General features: G+C 72.2%; 20 protein-coding genes and 1 pseudogene. 11 read left to right on the plus strand and 10 right to left on the minus strand.

The features are described 5' to 3' along the window. Positions 1 to 7 precede the first annotated feature (7 nt). The 6 genes from GHR20_RS35035 to GHR20_RS35060 form a co-directional block, all read right to left on the minus strand. A complete protein-coding gene (locus tag GHR20_RS35035; protein WP_153815541.1) occupies positions 8 to 3,028 on the minus strand; it encodes a glycoside hydrolase family 38 C-terminal domain-containing protein in 3,021 nt (1,006 codons plus the stop codon). A 90-nt stretch (positions 3,029 to 3,118) separates the two neighbouring features. After that, positions 3,119 to 5,146: an endo-beta-N-acetylglucosaminidase gene (locus GHR20_RS35040; protein ID WP_153815542.1), complete on the minus strand. Its 2,028-nt coding sequence runs from the start codon at positions 5,144 to 5,146 to the stop codon at positions 3,119 to 3,121. Next, positions 5,143 to 6,399, minus strand: coding sequence for a glycosyl hydrolase (locus GHR20_RS35045; RefSeq protein WP_153815543.1), 1,257 nt, complete (start codon positions 6,397 to 6,399; stop codon positions 5,143 to 5,145). Before GHR20_RS35045 ends, GHR20_RS35040 begins: the two co-directional genes overlap by 4 nt. Positions 6,400 to 6,440: 41 nt before the next feature. Then, entirely contained in the window at positions 6,441 to 7,349 is a 909-nt protein-coding gene (locus tag GHR20_RS35050; protein WP_153815544.1) for a carbohydrate ABC transporter permease, read from the minus strand. Next, entirely contained in the window at positions 7,346 to 8,290 is a 945-nt protein-coding gene (locus GHR20_RS35055; protein WP_153815545.1) for a sugar ABC transporter permease, read from the minus strand. The genes GHR20_RS35050 and GHR20_RS35055 overlap by 4 nt, the downstream gene beginning before the upstream one ends. A 5-nt stretch (positions 8,291 to 8,295) precedes the next feature. Further along, positions 8,296 to 9,585 carry a sugar ABC transporter substrate-binding protein gene (locus GHR20_RS35060; protein ID WP_153815546.1) on the minus strand — a complete coding sequence of 430 codons (1,290 nt, stop codon included), beginning with the start codon at positions 9,583 to 9,585 and terminating at the stop codon, positions 8,296 to 8,298. 218 nt (positions 9,586 to 9,803) lie between these two features. On the opposite strand from GHR20_RS35060, the gene GHR20_RS35065 reads away from it, so the two are divergent. From GHR20_RS35065 to GHR20_RS35075, 3 genes are all read left to right on the plus strand, one after another. Beyond that, on the plus strand, positions 9,804 to 10,850 hold the full coding sequence (locus tag GHR20_RS35065; protein WP_153815547.1) for a LacI family DNA-binding transcriptional regulator: 1,047 nt from the start codon (positions 9,804 to 9,806) through the stop codon (positions 10,848 to 10,850). Positions 10,851 to 11,035: 185 nt separating this feature from the next. Continuing rightward, positions 11,036 to 11,533, plus strand: a complete 498-nt coding sequence (locus tag GHR20_RS35070) for a hemerythrin domain-containing protein (protein WP_111582949.1) — start codon at positions 11,036 to 11,038, stop codon at positions 11,531 to 11,533. Between the two features lie 65 nt (positions 11,534 to 11,598). Next, the gene (locus GHR20_RS35075; RefSeq protein WP_111582950.1) at positions 11,599 to 11,991 is read left to right on the plus strand and encodes a DUF2267 domain-containing protein; all 393 of its coding nucleotides are present in this window, start codon (positions 11,599 to 11,601) and stop codon (positions 11,989 to 11,991) included. A 50-nt stretch (positions 11,992 to 12,041) separates the two neighbouring features. Here the strand turns inward: GHR20_RS35075 and GHR20_RS35080 are convergent, their stop codons facing one another. Continuing rightward, positions 12,042 to 12,467 carry a DUF6003 family protein gene (locus tag GHR20_RS35080; RefSeq protein WP_111583054.1) on the minus strand — a complete coding sequence of 142 codons (426 nt, stop codon included), beginning with the start codon at positions 12,465 to 12,467 and terminating at the stop codon, positions 12,042 to 12,044. Between the two features lie 228 nt (positions 12,468 to 12,695). Beyond that, positions 12,696 to 12,959, minus strand: coding sequence for a GlsB/YeaQ/YmgE family stress response membrane protein (locus tag GHR20_RS35085; RefSeq protein ID WP_111582951.1), 264 nt, complete (start codon positions 12,957 to 12,959; stop codon positions 12,696 to 12,698). A 305-nt stretch (positions 12,960 to 13,264) separates the two neighbouring features. On the opposite strand from GHR20_RS35085, the gene GHR20_RS35090 reads away from it, so the two are divergent. Further along, positions 13,265 to 14,278, plus strand: coding sequence for a YhjD/YihY/BrkB family envelope integrity protein (locus tag GHR20_RS35090; RefSeq protein WP_153815548.1), 1,014 nt, complete (start codon positions 13,265 to 13,267; stop codon positions 14,276 to 14,278). Positions 14,279 to 14,341: 63 nt separating this feature from the next. Here GHR20_RS35090 and GHR20_RS35095 read toward each other — a convergent pair whose 3' ends face one another. Together GHR20_RS35095 and GHR20_RS35100 are read right to left on the minus strand one after the other, a co-directional pair. After that, positions 14,342 to 14,833, minus strand: a complete 492-nt coding sequence (locus GHR20_RS35095; RefSeq protein WP_111582953.1) for a hemerythrin domain-containing protein — start codon at positions 14,831 to 14,833, stop codon at positions 14,342 to 14,344. Between the two features lie 108 nt (positions 14,834 to 14,941). Continuing rightward, complete coding sequence (locus GHR20_RS35100) at positions 14,942 to 15,871, minus strand: CapA family protein (protein ID WP_194859073.1); 930 nt, start codon at positions 15,869 to 15,871, stop codon at positions 14,942 to 14,944. A gap of 733 nt (positions 15,872 to 16,604) precedes the next feature. On the opposite strand from GHR20_RS35100, the pseudogene GHR20_RS35105 reads away from it, so the two are divergent. From GHR20_RS35105 to GHR20_RS35135, 7 genes and pseudogenes are all read left to right on the plus strand, one after another. Continuing rightward, positions 16,605 to 18,253, plus strand: a pseudogene (locus tag GHR20_RS35105) (molybdopterin-dependent oxidoreductase). Between the two features lie 99 nt (positions 18,254 to 18,352). Next, entirely contained in the window at positions 18,353 to 19,006 is a 654-nt protein-coding gene (locus GHR20_RS35110) for a fasciclin domain-containing protein (RefSeq protein ID WP_153815550.1), read from the plus strand. Between the two features lie 204 nt (positions 19,007 to 19,210). Beyond that, positions 19,211 to 20,524, plus strand: coding sequence for an FAD-dependent oxidoreductase (locus tag GHR20_RS35115; protein WP_153815551.1), 1,314 nt, complete (start codon positions 19,211 to 19,213; stop codon positions 20,522 to 20,524). Continuing rightward, on the plus strand, positions 20,521 to 21,267 hold the full coding sequence (locus GHR20_RS35120) for a DUF1365 domain-containing protein (RefSeq protein ID WP_153815552.1): 747 nt from the start codon (positions 20,521 to 20,523) through the stop codon (positions 21,265 to 21,267). The genes GHR20_RS35115 and GHR20_RS35120 overlap by 4 nt, the downstream gene beginning before the upstream one ends. Next, the gene (locus tag GHR20_RS35125) at positions 21,264 to 22,550 is read left to right on the plus strand and encodes a cyclopropane-fatty-acyl-phospholipid synthase family protein (RefSeq protein WP_153815553.1); all 1,287 of its coding nucleotides are present in this window, start codon (positions 21,264 to 21,266) and stop codon (positions 22,548 to 22,550) included. Before GHR20_RS35120 ends, GHR20_RS35125 begins: the two co-directional genes overlap by 4 nt. Further along, entirely contained in the window at positions 22,547 to 23,863 is a 1,317-nt protein-coding gene (locus GHR20_RS35130; protein WP_153815554.1) for a cyclopropane-fatty-acyl-phospholipid synthase family protein, read from the plus strand. Before GHR20_RS35125 ends, GHR20_RS35130 begins: the two co-directional genes overlap by 4 nt. Beyond that, entirely contained in the window at positions 23,860 to 24,669 is an 810-nt protein-coding gene (locus GHR20_RS35135) for a DUF1295 domain-containing protein (protein WP_148025150.1), read from the plus strand. The genes GHR20_RS35130 and GHR20_RS35135 overlap by 4 nt, the downstream gene beginning before the upstream one ends. Positions 24,670 to 24,733 lie beyond the last annotated feature (64 nt).

Genomic DNA, 24,733 nt, shown 5'->3' on the forward strand with positions numbered 1-24,733 from the left:
CCTGCCGTCAGGACCGCCGCAACCGCAGCGTCACCAGTTCGAACGGCCGCAGGCGCACCGCGATCCGGCCGCCGTCCCGACGCGGTGCCGCCGCGCCGGGCAGGGGCCGCTCCAGCAGGTCGGTCACCTCCGCCCCGGCGACCTCGAACCCGGCGGTCAGCGTGGCCCGGGCCCGGCCGCCGTGAGCCTCGTGGAAGCGCACCACCACGTCGCCGCTGCCGTCGTCGGCCAGCTTCACCGCCGTCACCACCACCGCGTCCTCGTCCACCGACACCAGCGGCGCGACCTCCCTCGCGCCGGTCGCCCGCCGCTCGGGCACATTGATCCGCCAGCCCTCGCGCACCGCGTCGGCGATGCCCGCGCCCGGCACCAGCGCGTGCCGGAAGCGGTGCACGCCCTGGTCCGTCTCCGGGTCGGGGAAACGCGGGGCGCGCAGCAGCGACACCCGGACCGTCGTGGTGGTGCCGCGGTCGCCGTCGGCGCGGACGGCCCGGGTCACATCGTGGCCGTACGTCGAGTCGTTGACGATCGCCACGCCCCAGCCCGGCTCCTCCAGGTGGACGAAGCGGTGATTGCACGCCTCGAACCGGGCGGCCTCCCACGAGGTGTTGGTGTGGGTGGGCCGGTGGAAGTGCCCGAACTGGGTCTCGGACGCGTACCGTTCGGCGTGCACGTCCAGCGGGAAGGCGAGTTTGAGGAACTTCTCCGTCTCGTGCCAGTCCACCTCGGTGTCCAGCACCAGCCGCCGCTCACCCGCCGCCAGCGACAGCACCTGGGTGACCCGGGAGGAACCGAAGGACCGGACGATCCGCACCGACGCGCCGTCCTCGCCGGGCGTGACCGACTCGGCGCCGGTGAGGTCGGTGACGGTGTTGCGGTAGAACTCGTCCACGTCCCAGGCATCCCACATGTTCGGGAAATCGGGGTGCAGTTGGAGGAGGTTCGCGGTCCGGCCGGGCGCGATCGTCTCCCGGTCCGCCCCGATGTCGTACGCCGAGACGACCAGGCCGCGGCCGTCGATCTCGACGCGCAGCAGGCCGTTGTCCAGGACGTACCCGCCGCCCTGGCGGGGCGTCAGGCCGGTACGTCCCTCCGTGGCCGGGGTGGCGGCGGCGCCCGCCGGGACGCCCGCGCGGGCGTGCGGGGCCGCGTTGAAGACCAGCGGCGTGCCGCCCTCGCCCGCCAGCGCGCGCTGGGCGCCCTCGATGATCTCGTCCAGTTCCCGGGCGACGCGCCCGTAGGTCGCCCGCGCCTCGCGGTGCACCCAGGCGATGGACGAACCGGGCAGGATGTCGTGGAACTGGTGCAGCAGCACCGTCTTCCAGATCCGGTCCAGAGCCTCGTACGGATAGGGCAGCCCGGTCCGTACCGTCGCCGTCGCCGCCCACAACTCGGCCTCGCGCAGCAGGTGTTCACTGCGCCGGTTGCCCTGCTTGGTCGCCGCCTGGCTGGTGAGGGTGGCCCGGTGCAGCTCCAGGTAGAGCTCGCCGACCCAGACGGGCGGCTCGGGGTACTCGGCCTCGGCCCGGTCGAAGAAGGCCCGCGGGGTCTCCCACACCACCCGCGCCGAGCCCTCCAGATCACGCAGCCGGGCCGCCTTGGCGACCATCTCGCGGGTGGTGCCGCCGCCCCCGTCGCCCCAGCCGGTGGGCGCGAGCGAGTGCCGGGCGACGCCCTTGTCCTTGAAATTGCGGGCGGCGTGCGCGATCTCGCTGCCCTTCATCGAGCAGTTGTAGGTGTCGACGGGCGGGAAGTGCGTGAAGACGCGCGTGCCGTCGATGCCCTCCCACTGGAAGGTGTGGTGCGGGAACGTGTTCGTCTGCGACCAGGAGATCTTCTGCGTCAGCAGCCGGGTGGCGCCCGCCGCCTTGATGATCTGCGGCAGTCCGGCGGCGAAGCCGAAGGTGTCGGGCAGCCACGCCTCGTCGTTCTCGATGCCGAACTCGTCGAGGAAGAACCGCTTTCCGTGCACGAACTGCCGGGCCATCGCCTCCGAGCCGGGCATGTTGGTGTCGGACTCCACCCACATGCCGCCGGCCGGCACGAACCGCCCGTCCGCCACCGCCTTCCTCACCCGCGCCCACACCTCGGGCCGGTGCTCCTTGACCCACGCCCACTGCTGCGCCTGTGACATGGCGAACACGAAGTCCGGTTCGTCCTCCAGCAGGGCGGTCATGTTGGCCGTGGTCCTGGCCACCTTGCGCACCGTCTCGCGCAGCGGCCACAGCCAGGCGGAGTCGATGTGCGCGTGCCCGACCGCGCTGACGCGGTGCGCGGACGGCACGGCGGGCGCGGACAGGACAACGGTGAGCCGTTCGCGGGCGCGGGCCGCCGTGCCGTTCACGTCCTGGAGGTCGAGGGCGTCGAGCGCCCTGTCCACGGCGCGCAGGATCTCGTAGCGGCGCTGCGAGTCCTCCGGCAGCTCGGCCATCAGCTCGCCGAGCACCTCCAGATCGATCACCAGCTGCCACACGGTCTCGTCGAAGACGGCGAGATCCATGCGGGTCAGGGTGTACTGCGGCGCGCTGCCCGCGGTCTCCTTGTCGCCCAACCGCGTGGGCAGGAAGGGGTGGTAGTCGAGGATGACGGGGTTGGAGGCGGCCTCGACGTGCAGCCGCACCTCCTCGCCGCCCGCGACCGGCGCGCCGACGCGCACCCACTGGTTGCGCGGATTGAGGCCCTTCACCGGGGTGCCGTCGGGCCGGTAGACGAGGCCCTCGCACTGGAAGCCGGGCATGTTCTCGTCGAAGCCGAGGTCGAGGAGCGCCTCCACGGTGCGCCCGGCCCACTCGTCGGGCACGGTGCCGGTCACCCGGAACCAGCTGGTGCCCCACGGAGCACCCCAGCGGGCGCCCACCCGGACCGGCTCCGGCTCGGCGGCCAGCCCCTCGGCCACCGGCACCGGCTCGCCGGGCGCGTGCCACACCGCGACCTCCAGCGGGACGGACTCGGGGTACACGGCGGGGCGGACGCGCTCGTCGAGGACGCGCTTGAGGCGGGCTTCGACCAGACTGCGGTCGTCATGCATGCGGGATGCTCCGTAGGTCGTAGGTCGTAGGTCGTGGGTCGTGGGTCGTGGGTCGTGGGTCGGCGGGTCAGCGGGTGGATCGGCGGGCGCTCACCAGGTACGGGTGACGGTCGCGGGTGCGGACGAGGTGTACGACTCCCCGACGGCCCGTACCTCGAACCGTCCGGCGGTCTCGCCCGGCACGGGCGTCTGGCCGCCGGTGAAGTACGCCCGCTGGCCGGTGCCGCCCAGGAAGCGGCGGGTGCCGTCGGGCAGCACCCGGTGCAGGACGTACTGGCGTACCGTGCCGGGGGCCGGGTGGTCCCAGGCGAGGCGCAGATCGCCGCCGGAGGCGGCGGTGATCCGCAGACCGCCGGGGGCGGCCGGGGTGTCGGCGCGGTCGTGGACGGCGAGAGCGCCGAGCCGCCAGCTCACCGGGCCGCCGCCGGTGGCGGTGAGCCGGACGCCGAGGGCGTGCACGGTCCCGGACAGGCCGGAGAGCCGGACGACCGAGGTGTGCCAGCCGTCGCCCGGCACGGCCGGCACGGGCAGGTAGGTGTACGGCGGCGCGCCCCCGGCGGCATCCGGCTCGGCGGTCGCCACGGCCAGCTCGACGCGGACGGCCCCCGCGTTTGCGCGATGCGTCAGCTCGACGACCGTGTCGGGGGAGAGCGGCAGCCGGGTCGCGTACAGGTCCAGCTCGGCCGGACGGTCGAGCGCGCCGGCCACGAGGACGCTGCTGCCGCCGCGCCAGGCGTCCGCGAAGTCGAAGGCGACGGCGGGCCGCTGCCCGTCGGTGCGCACCACCCAGCGTCGGGAGGGCAGCCGGTCCTGGAGGCCGAGATGGTTCCAGGGACTGTCGGAGGCGACCTGCCCGTCCTCGTACCAGCGCAGTCCGTGGCCGGTGTTGAAGACGCTCGCGAACGGCAGCGAGGCGACGGTCGACCGGTCGGCGACGGACACGGCGGGGGCACGCCAGCCGTCGGCGGGGTCGGGACGGGACGGGTCGAGGGAACGGCCGGTCCAGAACCGGTCGTCGGCGCCGTGGAAGTCCTCCGGGGTGTGGCCGGCGGGCAGCTGGTTGCGGGTCCACTCGGGCCGGTACAGGCCGAGCGAGGTGACGTGCGCGTGGTCGGCGGGCACGATCGCGTCCCAGTCCACGGAGGTGTTCCAGCCGCCCGACTCCACATCGACACCGGCCCACAACGCGTAGCGGCCGCGGCCCAGCCGTACGGCCTTCTGCCCGGAGGAGGCGAGCGAGGACGGGCTCCAGCGGAAGTCCACGAACATGTCGTCGGCGGCCTGGAAGAAAGCCTGGTTCTGCCCGTTCAGCGCGCCCTGCCAGCTCACCGAGCCGTTCACGGTCATCGCGTCGTACCAGGTGATCCGCTGCCCCGCGGCCGTGGCGAGCCGCTTCAGCTCCTTGACGAAGCCGAGCATGTCGGCGCCCAGGGCGCTGTCGCCGCCGTCCGTCTCGGCGTTGACGAACCAGCCGTCGAAGCCGTGGGCCGACGCGACCGCCACGAGCTGGGCGGCCAGCGGGTAGTGCCCGGCGGCGTCCTTCCGCACCAGGTCGCGGGTCCACCGGAGCTGTCCGCCGTAGGCGGCGGGCGGCAGGAAGACATTGCCGAGGACGGGCACGCCGTGTCGGTGGGCGGCGTCCACGACGGGCGCGTTCGGGGCGAGGATCAGGCCCTCCCCGGACGAGCCGCCCCAGAACACCAGCTCGTCCATGTACGCCCAGTGGGTGAGGGCGTAGTAGTCGGCGGTGGCCGAGCCCTGCGAGGGGTTCGCGGAGGTGGGCCCGAACGACACCAGGGACTGGATCCGGGCCTGTCCGGCGCGGGCGGTGGTGTTCGCCGGGGTCGGCGTGAAGCGCGGCGCGAGCGGCACGGAGGCGGCGTTGAAGGGCAGATCGGCGTCGGTGGCGGCCCGCCAGCTCTTCAGGCTGCGCCAGGTGATGCCGGGCCCGGGGCTGCCGGAGGGCAGGGAGTCCGGGTACCAGTAGGAGGCGTACGGCTGGAGCGAGGCCGTCGCCTTCGGGGCGGCCTCGGCGGTACCGGAGAGCGGCGCGGGCAGTGCGGGCAGGAGCGCGGCGGCGGCGCCTGCGAGCAGGACGGTGCGTCTGGTCGGGTTCACGAGCGGATGCCTCCTCGGGGTGTGCGCAGTACCTGGTCGGGCGTGACGACCTCGGTGAGGGCCCGGGCGGACAGGTGGTCCCGGTCGGCTGCCCGGGTCTCGAGGACGGTGGTCGGGCGGGCGCCGTCGGCGGTCAGCCGGAAGAACGCCTCGAAGACGTCACCGCCGGGGGCGCACCGGGAGCGGGCGGCCGGGTCGGCGGGGACGGTGAGGGCGAGGGTGCGCGGGGCCGGCGCGTCGCCATGGCCGCGGGCCGCGCGGGACAGGGCGCGGGCGAGGTCCTTGGGCCGGCGGTCGTTGGTCAGCAGGCCCAGGCCGTATTCGAGTTCGGGGAAATCGGCGAGGTCGCGGGAGACGTCGTGGGAACACCACCAGGTGATGCCCCACAGATCGGGGCAGTCCAGCGCGCCCGCGACGGTGGCCTCGGCGAAGGCGGCGGCGTGCTCGGCGGGCACGAGGGGGGCCGGGGCGCCGACCTCCTGGAGCCAGACGGGCCGGTGCGGGTCCTCGGCCCAGGCTTTGCTCAGCTCGATCAGGTACGCGGCATGGTGCTCGGCGGCCACGGAGGTACGGCCGTGCAGCTGGGCGGTGCCGTTGAAGACCCAGGAGTGGACGGCGGTGAGCGCGCCGCGCCGGGCGGCCTGCGCCGGGGTGAAGGGCATGTCGTCCTGGTACCAGGTGGCGTCGTACTCGGCGTGCAGGTGCAGCTTGCCGGGGGCGCCCTTCTCGCAGGCGGCGAGCATCCGCTCCAGCCAGGCGTCGATCTGGCCGGCGGTGGCCCGGTCGGGATCGGGGTGGGGGCCGGCGGAGAACTGGTTGACCTCGTTGCCGAGGGTCATGCCGAGGAAGTTCGGCCGGTCGGCGAGGGCGGCGGCGAGGGTGTGCAGATAGGCGGCCTGCCCTTCGAGCACCTCGGGATCGGTGAAGAGGTTGCGCCGGTGCCAGGTGCGGGTCCACGCGGGCAGGAAGTCGAAGCTGGACAGATGCCCTTGCAGACCGTCCACGTTGACGTCGAGCCCCCGTTCGGCCGCGGCGTCGACCAGCCGCACCAGCTGCTCCACGGCACGGGGGCGGATCAGCGCGCGGTCGGGCTGGAAGTACGGCCACAGCGGGAAGACCCGGATGTGGTCCAGGCCGAGCGCGGCGACGGAGTCCAGATCGGCGCGTACGGAGTCGAGGTCGAAGTCGAGCCAGTGATGGAACCACCCCTGACTGGGGGTGTAGTTGACGCCGAAGCGCACGGCAGCAGGCATACGGGGTCCTTGCGGAAGCGGAGTGGGGGAGGGGCCCGGCATCAGCCCTTGACGGCGCCCTCGCCGACCCCGCGGAAGAAGAAGCGCTGGAGGCAGGCGAAGAGGGCGATCAGCGGCGCCACGGCGATGATCGTGCCGGCGGCGACGAGACGTTCGTCGTTGGCGAAGGTGCCGTGCAGGTAGTTGAGGCCGATGGTCAGGGTGAACCTGGACGGGTCGCTGAGCACGATGAGCGGCCACAGGAAGTCGTCCCAGGCGCCCATGAACGCGAAGATCGCCACCACGGCGAGGGTGCCCCTGACCGAGGGCAGCGCGATCCGCAGGAACCGCTGCCAGGCGTTGGCGCCGTCGACGTAAGCGGCCTCCTCGATCTCGTAGGGCAGGTTGCGGAAGGCGTTGCGCATCAGCAGGACGTTCATCGCGCCGATCGAGCCGGGCAGGACGACGCCGATGAGGGTGTTGTTCAGGCCGAGTTCCCGCATGGTCGTGAACTGGGCGATGATGATGCCCTCCGCCGGCACCAGCATCGCGAGGACGAAGACCAGGGCGGCCACCCGGCGGCCCCGGTAGCGCAGCCGGGCCAGGGCGTAGCCGGCGAGGGCGGAGCCGACGCAGTTGGTGACCACGTTGGCGGTGGCGACCTTCAGGGAGTTGAGGGCGTAGTCCCAGACCGGGATGGTCGCGGAGACCCGCTCGTAGTTGTGCAGGGTGGGGTGGGCGGGCAGGAACTTCGGCGGGGAGCTGAAGATGTCCTCGGTGGGGCCCTTGAACGAGGTGGACAGCTGCCACACGAACGGGCCGACGGTCAGGGCGAGTACGGCGATCAGCAGCACATAGCGCAGGACCAGCTCCCACACCCGGACGCGGCGTCCGTGCTCGTCGGTGAAGCGGGGCGCGCGGACCCGGTCGGGCCGTGTGCCGGTCTCCGGTGCCTTCTCGGCGACGCTCACGTCTCCTCCCTCCGGTCGGCGCGCAGGACGAGCAGCATCAGGGCGACGGTGACGGCGAAGACGACCAGGGAGATCGCGGAGGCGTAGCCGACCCGGCCGGTCAGACCGGTGCCGGTGCGCTGGACGAGCATCACCAGGGTGGTGTCCTCGCCCGCCGGGCCGCCGCTCGGCGAGGCCAGCAGGTACACCTCGGAGAACACCTTGAAGGCGGAGACCGAGGAGAGCGCGGCCACCAGGACCATGGTGGAGCGGATGGCCGGCACGGTGACGGTGCGAAAACGGCGGACCGGTCCCGCACCGTCCACGGCGGCGGCCTCGTGCAGCTCGCGCGGCACGTTCGCCAGCGCCGCCAGATAGATGATCATGTAGTAGCCGAGGCCCTTCCAGACCGTGACGGCCATCGCGCTCAGCAGGAGCAGCCACTGGTCGCTGAGGAAGCCGACCTTGCCCACCCCGATCGTCTCCAGGAGCGAGTTCACCAGGCCGCGCTCGTCCAGCAGCCACACCCAGATCAGACCCACCACGACGATCGAGGCGACGACCGGGGTGTAGAAGGCGGACCGGAAGAAGGTGATGCCGGGGATGTTCTTCTGCACCAGCAGAGCGAGCAGCAGCGGCAGGAGCACCAGCGCCGGGACGACGCCGAGGACGTACAGCGCGCTGTTGCGCAGGCCGATCCAGAACATGTCGTCGTGCAGCAGCTCGCGGAAGTTGGCGAGGCCGACGAACTGCCCCGGGATCAGGGTGCGGCGGTCGGTGAAGGCGTTGAGCACCGTGGAGACGAACGGGTAGAGGATGAACGCGCCGGTGATCAGCAGGCCCGGGGCGGCGAACAGCCACGGACTGGCGGGCAGTTGGCGCCGTATCCGGATCGCCGGGCGCCGCTGCGGGCGCCGCGCCGGACGCGAGGGGCGGGTCCGGGAGACGGTCGAGGTGGCCATGAGGGCTATCCCTGCTGCTTCAGAAGCCGGTCGCAGGCCGTGACAGCGTTGTCGAGAGCGGCCTTGGGGCTCTGCTTGCCCTGGAGGGCCTTGCCGACCTCGTTGCGCAACGAGGTCTTCATCTGGTCGCTGAACAGCACCGGCGTGTAGTTGACCGCGTTCTTCAGCGACTTGGCGGCGGCGACACGCACCCGGGTCTCGTCGGTGCCGTCCTCCTTGGTGAAGTACGGGTCGTCGAGGGAGCCGGCGGTGGAGGGGAAGATGGCGACCTTCTTGGCGAAGGACATCTGGTGCTCGGCGTCGGTCACGTAGTGGGCGAAGGCGACGGCCGCGGGCGTGTGCTTCGTCCGGGAGTTCACCATCACGCCCATCACGTACATGTTGACGTGGCCGGTGTTGGTGATCTGGTCGGTGATGCCGATGTTCTTGTACAGGCTCGGCGCCTGCTTCCTGAAGTTGTCCAGGTCCAGGGCGCTGCCGGGGTTCATGGCGACGGCCTGGGTCAGGAACTCCTTCCCGGCCGACTCCGGGGTGGCGTTCAGCGCCTGCGGGTCCAGGCCCTTGGCGTCGTACAACTCCTTGTACTTGGTGAGGAGTTCGATCCCCTTGGCGTCGTTGAAGGTGAAGCCGGTGCCGTCCTTGTTCATCAGGGAGGCGCCGTAGCGGCCGAAGTCCTCGATGGTGGGGATGTTGGCGAGGGTGGCCACCTTGCCGCCCGAACTCCGTGCCATCCGCACCGCGTCGGTGAACAGCTCGTCGTACGTCTTCGGCGGCTTCGCCGGATCCAGTCCGGCCTTCTTGAACAGGGCCTTGTTGTAGAACATCGGGCCGGTGTTCAGATACCAGGGGAAGGCGTACGTGCCGGTCATGCCCGGGACCTGGTGGCCGGCCCAGGCGCCCGGCAGGTACTCGCCCTTGTACTTCGCGGCGGCCTTGCCGAGATCCATGGCCAGGCCCGCCCGGGCGAGCGGCGCGACCAGGTCGGGGGAGACGTTGACGACGTCCGGCAGGGTGCCGCCGGCCGCGTCGGCGCTGATCTTGTCGGCGTAGCCCTCGGCGGGCTGGTCGACCCACTTCACGTGGGTGCCCGGGTACTTCTTCTCGAAGTCGCCGATCAGGCCCTCGAAGTAGTCCTTGAAGTTGGCGCGCAGGTTCCAGGTCTGGAAGGTGATGTCCCCCTCGACCTTGCCGGAGGCGTCCGTCGAGCCACCGCCACCGCCGCCGGAGCCGCAGGCACTCAGCGGCAGGACGAGGGCGGCGGTGGCGGCGGCGAGTGCTCTGCGGGATATGGGCACGGTGACACGGCTCCCTTGCGGCGTCTGCGGCTGGTGTCGGAAAGGACCATGCACGCCGTCTTCGGGGAAAGTCAATGGATTCGTCATCGCTAAAGTCGAGAACGCGACATTAGTGCAGCTCAGGGCGGTGTCAAGAGAGGCTTGTCAGCCATACTAAAGCGCTTTATGCTACGTCCACTCAAGCGCTTTAGCGATTACTGTCGAGAAAAGAGGCGAACATGCCGGCCAAGCGGTCACCGGCGCGTCGGCCGACGATGAAGGACATCGCGCGCCGCGCCGGTGTCTCGGAGAGCGCGGTCTCCTTCGCGCTCAACGGCAGGCCGGGCGTCTCCGACGTCACCCGCGAGCGGGTGCGCCGGGTCGCCGAGCAACTGGGCTGGCGGCCCAGTACGGCGGCCCGCGCGCTGTCGGGCGAGGGTGCGGCCACGGTCGGCCTGGTGCTGGCCCGGCCCGCGGACACCCTCGGCGTCGACTCCTTCTTCCTCCAGCTCGTCTCCGGCATCCAGGAAGTGCTGGCGGAGCGCCACCTCGGCCTGCTGTTCCAGGTGGTGGAGGGCGTACCGGACGAATGCGCGGTCTACCGCAGATGGTGGGCCGAACACCGGGTGGACGGCGTCCTGGTGGTGGACCCGCGCACCGACGACCCGCGCCCCGGCCTGCTCGACGAACTCGGCCTGCCCGCCGTGGTGATCGGCGGCGCGCCGGACGAGCGGCACCCCGGGCTGTCCACGGTGTGGGCCGACGACGCCGGCGCGATGGCGTCGGTGGTGGACGGTCTGTACGCCCTCGGTCACCGGCGGATCGTGCACATCGCCGGACTCTCCGGCCTCGCCCACACCGAGCGGCGCATCCGTACGCTGCGGGCCGAGGCCGGGCGGCGCGGGCTGACCGGCGTCGAGTCGATCACCACCGACTATTCGGATGCGGAGGGCGCCGCCGTCACCCGTCGCGTCCTCGGCTCGGCCGCGCCTGCGACCGCCCTGATCTACGACAACGACGTCATGGCCCTCGCGGGCGTCGCCACCGCCACCGAACTCGGCTTCTCCGTGCCGGCCGACGTCTCCGTGGTGGCCTGGGAGGACTCGGCCCTGTGCCGCATGGTCAGGCCGTGGCTGTCGGCCCTGTCCCGCGACAGCGTGGAGTTCGGCCGCACGGCGGCCCGCGAGCTGACCGCGCTGCTCGACGGCGGCCCGGCCGGGACGGTCAGGGTGCCGGTGCCCCGGCTGATCGAACGGGAGAGCACAGGGCCGGCGCGCGGGGCGTGACCGATGACCTGATGATCCGTCACGCGCCGCCTTTATTGGCTCCGTTGGGCGGCGCGGTTCGGCGCGCGTCGCTCCTGGACCCCGCCTGACCTGGGATAACTGGGCAAACGGGTCATATCGTGGAATCTCTGACATGGGTGCGGGTAGCGGGAGGTGAAAGCCACTCCAACTGGGAGGCGCATCGCATGACACCGACTCGGGATGTCGTCGAGATGATCCTCGAGGATCACCGGACGCTGGAGGACCTGCTCCGCCTCATGCGCAGCACGGAGGCCGACCGCCAGACCGCGCTCCATGACTTCGCGCACCTGATGATCGCCCACGGCGAGGCGGAGAAAGCCTCGGTGCACCCCGTTCTCGTCTCCTTCGAGGACGCGGACACCGTCGAGCACATCGAGAACGCGCACCTGGAAGCCGTCAAGGTCCTCTACGCGCTGCTGCGGGTGCGGGAGATCGGCTCGGTCGAATGGGACTGGCGCCTCCAGCAGCTGGCCTCCGCCACCTCCCGCCACACCGACGAGGAGGAGCGCACGCTCGTCAACAAGGTGCGGGAAAGCCTGAGCCAACACTGCCGGGAGGAACTCGGCGCCGGTTTCGCCCGGACGGAGGCCGATCTGCTGACGGCCCGCTGCGGCAGCGTCGCCAACGTGCACCGCATGGTGCGGACCGCCGCCCCCGTGTGACGCCGACGCGCACCGGCCGCACGATCCGGACCGCAGCGGGGGACAGACCTACGACAGGAGCCGCCATGGAATGGAACCTGGACACCTTCATCACCCAGGTCACCGAACGCGCACACTACGACAGGCCGCAGCAGGGAGCCAGGGCCGTACGCAATGTGCTGGAGGTCCTCGGCGCCCACCTGGTGGGCGACGACCGCACGGACCTGGCCGCCCTGCTCCCCGAGGGGTGCGGGCCGCTGCTGACCGCGGCCGAGCCGGCCAGCGAACCGCTGTCACCCGCGTCGTTCGTCCGGGCCGTGGCCGACCACAGCAACGAGGACCTGGCCGAGGCCAGGCGCGAGATCGACGCCGTACTGCCCACCCTCGCCGACGCCGCGGACCACGCGCTGCTGCGCCGGCTGCTGACCCAACTCCCGCCGGGGCACGCCGGTCTGTTCGGCTGCACCGACCCCGGATGACCGGCGGGAGAGAGGGGAGGCGGTCCGGGCGCCCTCGGCGGGCGCCCGGGTCACTCGCCGACGGCCTGGACGATGTCCTGCGGGTCCAGTCCGGTGAGCTGGGCGATGCGCGGCTCGGGAATGCCGGCGGTCAGGGCGCGGTGCACCAGTGACTGCCAGTCCTGGGTGGTGTCCCGGAAGCTGAGCAGCTCGGACTCCATGTCCGTCAGGGAGGCCGGCGCGCACGCGTGCTCGACCCGCAGCGTCTCCTCCTCGCCGAGCGGGACCGGCAGCCGCTCCGCCTCCTCGGGGATGAGCACCTCGGAGCCCGCCGGGACGATCCTGACGCGCTCGGAGGAAGCGGGTGTCCCATGCGCGTGGAGCCACCCCAGCACGGCGGGACTCTCGGCGCACTCCAGGTCGCCGACCGCCGACAGGGCCGCCCCCAGACGCGGGTGACGCTCGGGGAGAAGGAACAACAAGGCATCGTCGGCCATGGCCGTGACACCCCTTTCGCAGAAGCAGCAGGGCAGGGACGTCATTCACTATCCCCTCAGAATGCGCTCTGCCCGCGCATGCCCCGCCCACTCGCCCGGATCACTCGTCCGGGTCCGACTCCTCGCGCACCGGGTCCCGCCGGGTGCCGGGAACCGAGCCCACCCGGAGGACCGAGTACACGAAAGAGGCGGCCCCCCACCGGGTGGCCGCCTCTTTCGTGTACTCGGTCAGCGCGAGCGCCCTGTCACCACTCGGTAGAGGACCAGCACGATCACGGAGCCCACGATCGCGGCGATCCAGGTGGAGAGGCTGAAGAAGCCGTTGATCGAGTGCACGCCGAAGATCACCTTGCCCAGCCAGCCGCCCAGCAGGCCGCCCACGATGCCGATCAGCATCGTCACCAGGCAGCCGCCCGGGTCCTTGCCGGGGGTCAGTGCCTTCGCGATGGCGCCCGCGATGAGGCCGATCAGGATCCAGGCGATGATGCCCACGAGGATGTTCCTTCCGTTCCGCTGTGCGACCCCGGGGCGGGGCTCTCACGTGCTTCCGGATATCCCCGATGAGGCGGCGTATGCGGGACCGATGGTCCCTACTTTCGTATGCCCACGGCGAACGGCGCACGGGAGCCGCCGCACATCCGTTTCGGGGCCGGGCGGAGGGAGACTCCTCACACTGCACCCCCCTGCGCGGCCCCCCGTGCGCGCGATGCGGACGACCGAGGAGTGGTTCCCATGCAGCCGCTATCCGGATCCAGGCGGATACCTCCGTCGGAACACCTCAGGACCGGCGCGCGGCCATGAGATTCCTCGAACGCGTCGACGGCTTCCAGCGGCGCCACCGCTGGGTGGGCCTGCCGCTCGCCGTCGCGTACAAGTTCTTCGACGACCAGGCCGTGTACCTGGCGGCCCTGCTCGCCTACTACGGCTTCCTCTCGCTCTTCCCGCTGCTCCTGATCCTCGTCGCCGTCCTGAGCACCTTCCTGAGCGGCGATCCGGCCGTGCGACAACGTGTGATGGACTCGGCACTGAGCGAGTTCCCGGTCATCGGCGACCAGCTCGGGCACAACATCCACTCCTTCCACGGCAGCGGGGTCGTCCTCGCCGCGGGCATCGTGGGCAGCGTCTACGGTTCGCTCGGTGTCGCCCAGGCCGCGCAGTACGCCCTCAACAAGATCTGGGCGGTCCCGCGCCACGCCCGCCCGGATCCGCTCCGCTCGCGGCTGAAGGGGCTGGTGTTCCTGCTGCTCCTCGCGGTCGGGCTGTGCGCGTCCACGCTGCTGTCGGTGGTGGCCGCGCAGAGTTACCTGTTCGGCGTGCGGCTGCGGGGCGGCAGCTGGATCGCCGCGAGCGCGGGCTCCGTGTGCCTGAACGCCTTTCTGCTGCTGCTCAGCTACCGGCTGCTGACCCAGCGGACCCTGCCCCTGCGCCGGCTCGCCGGAGTGGCGCTGGGAGGCGCCCTCGCGTGGCAGGCGCTGCAATGGGTGGGCTCCTACTACGTCAGCCACGTGCTGCGCGGCGCCACCGCCACCTACGGCATGTTCGGCATCGTCCTGGGCCTGCTCGCCTGGCTCTACGTCGGGGCCCTGATCTTCGTCGCGGTGGCCGAGACGGGCGCCGTACGGGTCATGCGCCTGTGGCCCCGCAGCCTGCTGACGCCGTTCACGGACCGGGTGCGCCTCAGCGCGGCGGACCGCCGCGCCTACCGGTCGTACGCCGCGACCGAGGCGTTCAAGGGCTTCCAGAAGGTCAGCGTGCGCTTCGAGCCGCCGCCCGAGCCCCGCCGGGAGGAACCACCGGACGGTACGCCCTGACGGCGGGCCCGCCACCCTGGGGCGGGCCCGGCCCGGTGCGGGACGTCCCGCACCGGGGCGTGGTCAGGAGCGAACGACGCGGCGTACGTTCTCCACCGAGCCGCAGTCGGCCTTCAGCCGGCGCCCGCGTTCCTCCCAGAACGCCGCTCCCAGTTCCTCGCGCCGCTCCATCGCCACGTTCTCGCGCGCACCGTTGAGGATGGTGCGCTCCTCCTCGTCCGTGTGGTGGGCGATGGCTTCCGCCAGCGCCTCCAGCTTGGCGTCCCACTCCTCGGAGCCGACGTCCGCCACCTCCATGAGGTCCAGCAGGGCCTCGTTCCCCTCGTCGTGCTCGTGCTCGCCGTGCTCGACCTCTTCGTCGTCGATGTTCTTGTAACGCTTCAGCGCGGGATAGACCTCGGCCTCCTCGGCCTGCGCGTGCGCGATCAGCAGCCCCGCGAACTCCTGGAGCGCGGCTGCCCGGTCGGCCTCGACGCTGCGCATCAGGTGGAACAGGTCCTCCATGCGCCGGTGGTCCTGGAGGATGAGCTCGACGACGTCCTGGGTCTCGGCCATGGCAGTGGCACCACTTTCGTACGAACGAATCGGGATCCTGTCGTCTACCCCCACCGGCCGCGTTGATGACCTCACCCGCGGCAGGAGAGTGACCCGTGACGTGCGCGGCTACGGTTTCCGGATCTCCCCCTCCGCCGAGACGCGGGCGGCGTGCGCGCCGAAGTCCTCCTCCGACACGCCGGAGACGAGGTCGATCGCCTCGCCGCCCGGCTCCGGGGTGCCCGGTTCCACGATCCGGGTCGGACGCAGACGCCCGGACACATAGGTGCCGTCGGCGCGCAGGGCGACCTGGAGCACGCCGCTGGTCGAGAGGTTGCCGCCGAGGCCGAGCACCTTGTAGCCGGTGAAGTTGCCCAGGCTGTAGGCGATCAGCCGGCCCTTGTAGAACTCCATTCCGCGCATCACGTGCGGGCCGCTGCCCACGACGAGATCGGCCCCGGCGTCGATCACCGCATGACTGAAGCGGTAGCCGTCGCCCCGGTCCTCGCCGAGGAAGTACTCGGTGCCGGGTTCGACGTGGGTGCGGTCCGAACCCTCCGCGCCCGCGTGCATCGTGACGATCACGACATCCGCGGACTTCGCGGCGCGGGCGGTGAGTTCCTTCGCGGCGGGGATGTCCGTCAGGTCGTTCGCCCCTCGGTCGGGGGCGAACCCGATCAGCGCGACCCGGATGCCGTGCACCCGCTGGACGGTGATCTGGCCCAGCCGCCCGGTGAACCGCACGTCCGCGGCGCGCAGCGCGTCGAAGGTGTCGCGCCGCCCCTGTGCCCCGAAGTCGTCGATGTGATTGTTCGCCGTGTTCATGACCGTGAACCCGGCCTTCCCGAGCAGGCGGCCGTAGGACGGCGGGGCGCGGAACGCGAAGCAGTTCGGGCCGTCGAGGTACGCGCACTTGCTGGTGCCGCCGGTCGTGAGCGTGCCCTCCAGGTTCCCGAGCACCACATCCCCGGTGAGCAGGTCGTCGACGGGGGCGAAGAACGAGGCGCCGTCGTCCGGGGGCAGGCTGTCCGGCAGCGTGCCCAGGACGACGTCCCCCACGGCGGCGATCGTCACGTCGCCCCGGGGGAGCGGCGCCGCAGGCGCACCGGACGCCGTGGCCCCGGCCCTTCCCCCGGGGGCCCGGACGGAGCCGGTGGGGGCCGGACTCCCGGAGCCGCCGCGGAACGCGCACGCCGCGACGACCACCGCACCGGCCACGAGCAGACAGAGGACGAGCAAGCGGCGCCCCACCGGCCTTCGCCGTGCGCGCCGCCGCCGAGGACACGGTCCACCGGACGTGATCACCGGATCATGCTACGAAGCGTCCTACCCTCCTTCACGCAGGGTCACCGGCGTGTCCGCCGCGACCCGGCGGCCCACCATCGGCCGACGACCAGCCCCGCGGGGCGGGGGAGGGCGGAGCGGGTGGTCCGGCGCCGGGCACCGGCGGCGTGGCGGCCAACTCGGCGAGATCGGTCCGGTGTTCGGCCGGCGCGTCGTGCGGCCCGCGCCAACGGCCCGCGTCCGGAGCGAGATGACGCCCCGTCGACGTGCCGAGAAAAGCGGCCGCCCCTTCATCGACCGCACCCGCGGCGGCGACCTCGGCCGCCACCGAACACACGGGCCGCGCCCGCTCCGTCGCCCGCAGCGCGACACCACTGACCGCGCCCATGCTCCAGGTGCCCAACCAATGACTCCGTTGCGGAACGCCGAGCGGTTTGGTCCGAGATCTTTTTTCACTCGATCAGGTTCCTGACCAATCCGCCAGGGCGACCAGAACCGAATTCCCTGCGTGAGGGACGAAGAGAAGGATCAAAGGGGCCGACCGGGTCTGCCACGCCTGGCGCTGGGCGCGCTGAGCGGGGCGCTGGCCGGCTTCGCCGCGCTGGCCTCGGCCGAACTGGTCGCGGCGGCGGTGCGTCCGCAGTCCAGTCCGGTCGTCGTGGTGGGCGGCGCGTCCATCGACGCGACGCCCGCGCCGGTCAAGGACTGGGCGATCCGCCACTTCGGCACCGACGACAAGCTCGTGCTCCAGCTCGGCATCCTGGCCGTACTGGCGGTATCGGCTCTGGCGTTGGGTGTGCTGGCGGTGCGGTTCCGGCGGGTCGGAGCCGCCGGGATCCTTCTCTTCGGGGCCGTCGGAACGGCGGCCGCCCTCAACCGCCCCGACTCCATCGGCATCGCCGACGCCCTGCCCTCCGTCGCGGGGGCCGTCGCCGGGGCCCTGCTCCTGTACGGCCTGGTGGGGCGCCTCACGGCCCCCGCCCGGCCGACGGCGCCCGCTCGGCCGACGACGCCGGAGTCCGGCTCCGTCAGCGAGGAAGCGGCAGACGGTTCGCCCGCGCCCGAGGCATGGGACCGGCGGGGATTCGTCCTCGCGGCCGCTTCCGCGGCAGCGGCTTCCGCCGTGGTGGGTACGGTCGGCCGGTCGCTGAACGGCACCAGCGGTCGGGACGCGGTCGCCTCGCGCGACAAGGTCGTTCTCCCGCTGCCCGGCTCACCGGCGCGGCCGGTGCCGAAGCGGGCCGGGCTGCGGGTCGCCGGGATCAGTCCCTTCGTCACCCCGAACCAGGACTTCTACCGGGTGGACACCGCGCTGGTGGTGCCCAAGGTGGACGCGACCAGCTGGCGGATGCGCGTCCACGGCAAGGGCGTACGCCGGCCGGCCACCTACTCCGTCGACGACCTGCTGCGCCGGGAGCTGATCGAGCGGGACATCACCCTGACATGCGTGTCGAACGAAGTGGGCGGCCCGTACGTGGGCAACGCCCGCTGGATCGGCGTCCGGCTGGCCGACCTGCTCGCCGAGTGCGGGGTGAAGCCCCCTCCCGGGGCGGCCGGGCGGACCAGCTGGTGGCCCGCTCGGTGGACGGCATGACGATCGGCAGCCCGGTCGAGGACCTGATGGACGGCCGGGACGCGATGCTCGCCCTCGGCATGAACGGCGAGCCGCTGCCCTTCGAGCACGGCTTCCCGGTCCGGATGGTCGTCCCCGGTCTGTACGGCTTCGTGTCCGCCTGCAAATGGATCGAGGACATCGAGCTCACCACCTTCGATTCCTACGACCCCTACTGGGTCAAGCGCGGCTGGGCCCGCAGGGCGCCGATCAAGACCGAGTCCCGTATCGACACCCCCAAGCCGTTCGCCCGGCCCAAGGCCGGCCCGGTGATGGTCGCCGGGGTCGCCTGGTCCCAGCACCGGGGTGTCGACAGGGTCGAGGTCCGTGTGGACGACGGCCCCTGGCAGGAAGCCCACCTGGCTGCCGAGTACACCCGTGACACATGGCGCCAGTGGTCGTTTCCCTGGCAGGCGACCAGCGGCGGTCACACCCTCACCGTCCGTGCCACCGACCGCACTGGCGCCGTGCAGACCGAGGAACGGACCCGCACGATCCCCGACGGCGCCAGTGGATGGCACTCCGTCGTCGTGACCGTCGACTGACCACCCGTTCCATGACCAGGGCCTCCGGCCCACCCCGAACCACCTTCCCGTAACACCCCCGACGCAGCAGAGCGCTGCACCGTTCAACAGGAGAAGATGATGAACACCCGTATCCGCCGTACCACCGGTCTCCTCGCTGCCGCCGCCGTGCTGCCCCTGGTCCTGACCGCCTGTTCCGGCAGCGGCAGCGACTCGGGCAAGTCCGACTCCTCCGACAAGGCGTCGGCGTCGGCCTCGGCCTCGGCGAGCACGGGCGGCGGCGAGATGAGCAGCATGGACCAGCCGTTCGGCCCGGCCTGTTCGTCCGTGCCGAAGAACGGCGCCGGCTCCTTCAACGGCATGGCCAAGGACCCGGTGGCCACCGCCGCCTCCAACAACCCGGCCCTGTCCACGCTGGTGACCGCGGTGAAGAAGGCCGGTCTGGTCGACACCCTCAACAACGCCCAGAACATCACCGTGTTCGCGCCCACCAACGACGCCTTCGCCAAGATCCCGAAGGCCACCCTGGACAAGGTCCTCAACGACAAGGCCCAGCTGACGAAGATCCTCACCTACCACGTCGTCGGCCAGAAGCTCATGCCGAAGGACCTGGAGAACGGCTCCTTCGCCACGCTGGAGAAGTCGAAGCTGATGACCTCCGGCTCCGGCGAGTCCTACACCGTCAACGACTCCGCCAAGGTCGTCTGCGGCAACGTCAAGACCGCCAACGCCAATGTCTACATCATCGACACCGTCCTGATGCCCAAGAGCTGACACCACCGCGGGCCGAGGACGCGCGCCCGCCAGGTCGCCTCGACGGGAGCGACCTGCCGCCGCGCGTCCTTGCACCAGGGCACCCGCCGGCCGCCCGACCGGCAGGGCGCGGCCGGTGCCCTGCTCCCGGGCCGGTGCGCGAGCGGCGACGCCCGCGCACCGGCCCCGAGGAGTTCCTCATCCGTACGGGAGGCAGACGACACCATGGAACGACCGTCCCACGCGACGCCGCGCGAACCGTCAGCCGGCGCCGTAAGCCCGCGCCGTACGGCCGTCATCGGCAGCGGGGTCGCGGGGCTGACCGCCGCGCACATCCTGGCCCGCGCCCATCACGTCACCCTCTACGAGGCCGACGGCCGACTGGGCGGCCACGCCCACACACACGACCTGACCGCGCCGGACGGGCGCACGCACCGTGTCGACTCCGGTTTCATCGTGCACAACCAGCGCACCTACCCGAACCTGCTCCGCCTCTTCTCCGAACTCGGTGTCGTCACACAGGAGTCGGAGATGAGCATGTCGGTGCGGTGCGAGGGCTGCGGACTGGAGTACGCCGGCGCCCGCGGCCCCCGCGGACTGCTCGCCCAGCCGCGCAACGCCCTGCGCCTGCCGTACCTGCGGATGCTGGCCGAGGTGCCGCGCTTCCACCGGGCCGCCCGCGCCCTGCTGGCGCGGGACGCCGCCGACGACACGCTCACCCTGGGCGAGTTCCTCGACGCGGCGGGCTTCTCGCCGTACTTCCGGGCCCACTTCATGACGCCGGTGGTGTCCGCCGTGTGGTCCTGCGACGCGGAGACCGCCCTGCGCTACCCGGCGGCCTACCTGTTCCGGTTCCTCGCCCACCACGGCATGCTCTCGGTGAGCGGGTCACCGGTGTGGCGGACCGTCACGGGCGGCTCCGGAAGGTACGTCGAACGGATCGCCGCCGCCCTGCACGAGGTCCGCGCCGGCACCCCCGTACGGTCCGTGCTCCGGCACGCCGACGGCGTGGACGTGACCGCGGCGGACGGGACCACCGCCGCCTACGACCACCTCGTCGTCGCCACCCACCCCGAGCAGGCGCTACGGCTGCTCGGGGACGCGACTCCGGCCGAGAAGGACGTCCTCGGCGCCTTCCGCTACTCCCGCAACACCACCCTGCTGCACACCGACACCTCCCTGCTCCCGCGGTCGAGCGGGGCCCGCGCCTCCTGGAACTACCTGATGCCCGGCTGCCGGGCCGGCGCCGACCGGGTGCGGGTGAGCTACGACATGAACCGGCTCCAGCGACTCGACGCCTCGCGGACGTATGTCGTCACCCTCGGCGGCCAGGACCGGGTCGACCCCGCCCGGGTGCTGGCCCGGATGACCTACGAACACCCGGTGTACACCCCCGAGTCGGTCGCCGCCCAGCACCGGCTGCCCGAACTGAACACGGCCGTCACGGCGTTCGCGGGCGCCTACCACGGCTGGGGATTCCACGAGGACGGCTGCCGTTCGGGCGTCGAGGCCGCCGCCGCCCTGGGGGTGAGGTGGTGACGGCTCCGTCCGCCGGGCCACCGGCCGTCCTGTACCCGTGCGTGATCACCCACCGACGCCGCGCACCCCAGCGCTACGCCCTGCGGCACCGCACGTACCTGTGGCTGGTCGACCCGGACCGCCTGCCCGAACTGCCGCGCCCACTGAGGCCGTTGGCCCACTTCAGCGCCCGTGACCACTTCACGGGACGGGCTCCGTCGATCAGGGCCGCGCTCGACGGCTTCCTGGACGAGCACGGCATCGACCTGGAGGGCGGCCGGGTGCTGATGCTCGCGCACGCCCGGATCCTCGGCCATGTCTTCAACCCGCTCACCCTGTACTGGTGTTACGGCCCCCAGGGCACCGTGCGCTGCGTGGTGGCCGAGGTCCACAACACCTACGGCGGGCGCCACGCCTACCTGCTGCACCCCGATGCGACCGGAACCGCCACCGTCGCCAAGGACTTCTACGTGTCGCCCTTCCACCCGGTCGACGGCCACTACGAGATGCGGGTCCCGCCGCCCGGCGAGCTCCTGCGCCTGTCGATACGGCTGCACCGGCCCGGCGGCCCGCCCTTCACGGCCGCGGTCCGCGGCACCCGCCGCACGGCCACGGTCCCGGAACTGCTCCGCCTGTCCCTGCGCCACCCCTGGTCGACGCTCGCGGTGTCGGCCGCCATCCGCTTCCACGGTATCCGCCTGTTCCTGCGCGGCCTGCCGGTGCAGCCGCGCCCGGGCCGCCGTACCCCGGAGAACGCGTCATGACCACGGTCGAAGACCGCCCCGCCGCCCGCCACCGAGCGAACGGCCCCCGAACCGCCCCCGTCGACGCCGACCGCTGGCCCGACGTGGCCGCCGTACCGCGGGCGTCCTGGCCGGTGCGCGCCGTCACCGCGGCCGTACTGGAACGCGCCCTGCGGCGACTGCCCCTGCGCGTACGGTTCGCCGACGGCACCACCCTCGGCCTGGGCGGACCACTGATAGCGGTGCACGACCACCGGGCGTTCCACTCCCGCGTCGGCACCAGCGGGCTCATCGGCTTCGGCGAGTCCTACATGGCGGGGGAGTGGGACGCCCCGGACCTGGTCGGCGCGCTCACCGTCCTCGCCGCCCACGCGGCCGACCTGATCCCGCCCGGACTACAGCGGCTGCGGGGCCTGTGGACGCAGCGCCAGCCGCACACGCAGCGCAACACCCCGGACGGGTCGCGGACCAACATCAGCCGTCACTACGACCTCTCCAACGACCTGTTCGCGCTGTTCCTGGACGAGACGCTCAGCTATTCCTCCGCCGTCTTCCGCGGCTTCCCCGCCGACCGCTCGCTGCTGGCCGCCGCCCAGCAGCGCAAGGTCGACCGGCTGCTGGACCTGGCCGAGGTGCGCGAGGGCACCCGGCTGCTGGAGATCGGCACCGGCTGGGGCGAACTGGCGCTGCGCGCCGCCGCCCGGGGCGCGCACGTCACCTCGCTCACCCTGTCGACGGAACAGCGGGAGCTGGCGCTGGCACGGGTACGCGAGGCCGGGTACGAGGACCGCGTCTCGATCGAACTGTGCGACTACCGCGAGGCACACGGCACCTACGACGCGGTCGTCAGCGTGGAGATGATCGAGGCCGTCGGCGCGGAGTTCTGGCCCGTCTACTTCCAAACCCTCGACGAGCGCCTGGCGCCCGGCGGCCGGCTGGCCCTCCAGGCGATCACCATGCCGCACGAGCGGATGCTGGCCAGCCGCGGCACCCACACCTGGATCCAGAAGTACGTCTTCCCCGGCGGCCTCATCCCCTCGACGACGGCCGTGGAGGAGGCGGTTCGCGACCACACCGGTCTCGCGCCGACCGCCAGGGACGGTTTCGGCGCGCACTACGCCGAGACCCTGCGCCTGTGGCGGGAGCGGTTCACGGACCGCGCCGACGATGTCGAAGCGCTCGGCTTCGACGAGACCTTCCGCCGCTTGTGGACCTTCTACCTGGCCTATTCCGAGGCGGGTTTCCGCTCCGGATACCTCGATGTCCAGCAGTACCTGTTCACGAAGGAGGACCCGGCCCGATGACCACCACGCGTACCCCGGTCCGCACCGGGGCCGCGCAGCGGCTCGCCGCTCTCGCCGAGGACGCGCTCGGCGGCCCGCTGCCCGTACGGCTGCGCACCTGGGACGGCAGCGAGACCGGCCCGGTGGACGCCCCCGTGGTCGTCGTGCGCTCTCGGCGCGCGCTGCGCCGCCTGCTGTGGCAGCCCGGTGAACTCGGCCTCGCCCAGGCGTACGTCACCGGCGAACTCGACGTGGAGGGCGACCTGGCCCAGGGCCTTCGCGCCCTGTGGACCGCCGCACGGGAGCGGGGCCTGCACCCGCCGAGGCTCTCGCCGGCCGACCGGGCCCGCATCATCGGCAAGGGCCTGCGCCTCGGCGCCCTCGGCCCGCGCCCGCCCGCCCCCGCCACCCAGGCACGGCTGCGCGGCGGCCTGCACAGCAAGGCGCGGGACCGGGCGGCGATCAGCCACCACTACGACCTGTCCAACGACTTCTACCGCCTGCTGCTCGACGACACCATGGCCTACTCCTGCGGCTACTGGCCCGAAGCGGAGTCCGGGGCAGACCCGGCCGGCGCACAGCGCGCCAAGCTGGAGCTGGTCTGCCGCAAGCTCGGCCTCGTGCCCGGCGGCCGCCTGCTCGACATCGGCTGCGGCTGGGGCTCGCTGTCCCTGTACGCGGCCGAAGTGCACAAGGCACAGGTCACCGCCGTCACCCTGGCCCGGGAACAAGCCGCGTACGTGCGCGAACAGGTGCGGGAGCGACGGCTCGGGCACCGGGTCGAGGTGGTGTGCCAGGACTACCGGGACATCACCGGCTCCGCCTACGACGCCGTCGCCACCATCGAGATGGGCGAGCACGTCGGCGACGACGAATACCCCGCCTTCGCCGCCACCCTGCACCGGCTGGTCCGCCCGCGCGGGCGCGTACTGGTCCAGCAGATGTCCCGGGGCACGCGCGCACCCGGCGGCGGCGCGTTCATCGAGGCGTACATCGCCCCCGACATGCACATGCGGCCGATCGGCGAGACCGTCGGGCTCCTGGAGACGGCCGGGCTGGAAGTGCGGTCGGTGGAGTCGCTGCGCGAGCACTACGTGCGCACCATCGACGCCTGGCACCGCACGCTGGAAGAGCGCCGGCCCGACGTCGTACGCCTGGTCGGCGAGGAGACGGCCCGCGTGTGGCGGCTGTACCTGGTCGGCGGGTCCCTGGCCTTCCGGGAGCGCCGCATGGGCGTGGACCAGATCCTGTGCGTCCGGCCCACCATCGACGGCGACAGCGGTCTGACGGCCGCCGAGACGGCCGACTGGTACCGGAACCTGGGGTCGGCATGAGCGCGTTTCCATGGGGCGCCTTCGCGGTGAATCTCGGCTGGGCGGCGGCCTGCGCCCTGGCGGTCCTGCTCGCCACCTTCCTGCTCGCCCTGCGCAAGGGCGTGCACCGGATCGTCGACAGCGCCTGGGGAGCCGCCTTCGCCGCGGTCGCCCTGCTGACCTACGGCCTGTCGGCGGGCACCGGCGACGGGGCCCGGCGCGCGCTCGTCGTGCTGCTGACGGTCGTCTGGGGGCTGCGGCTGGCGGTGCACATCGCGTACCGCGGCCGCGGCCACGGCGAGGACCCCCGTTACGAGGACCTGCTGTCACGCGCACCGGGCAGCCGCGCCCTGTACGCCCTGCGGACGATCTACCTGCTCCAGGCCGGGCTGGTCTGGCTGGTCTCGCTGCCGGTGCAGGCGGCGGCGTACGCGCCCGGACCGCTGTCCGGCCCGGCCTGGGCCGGTACGGCGCTCTGGGCGCTCGGGATGTTCTTCGAGACCGTCGGGGACGCGCAGTTGGCCCGGTTCAAGGCCGACCCGGCGAACCGGGGCCGGATCATGGACCAGGGGCTGTGGCGGCTGACCCGGCACCCGAACTATTTCGGGGACTTCTGCGTCTGGTGGGGGCTGTTCCTGGTCGCCTGCGACGGCGGAGCCGCCCCCGCCGCCGTGTCCGTCGTCTCGCCCCTGGTCATGAGCCTGCTGCTGATCAAGGGCAGCGGAAAGCGGCTGCTGGAGCGGCGCATGGAGGGCAGGCCGGGCTGGACCGAGTACGCCGCGCGCACCAGCGGCTTCTTCCCCCTGCCGCCCCGCCGGCGCCCTTGAGCGAGCCAGGACGCGGCCCCCGGCATCGGCGAACAGGTGCCGGGGGCCGCTTTCCTGACCCCCG

It is taken from the genome of Streptomyces sp. SUK 48 (assembly GCF_009650765.1).
Lineage (GTDB): Bacteria > Actinomycetota > Actinomycetes > Streptomycetales > Streptomycetaceae > Streptomyces.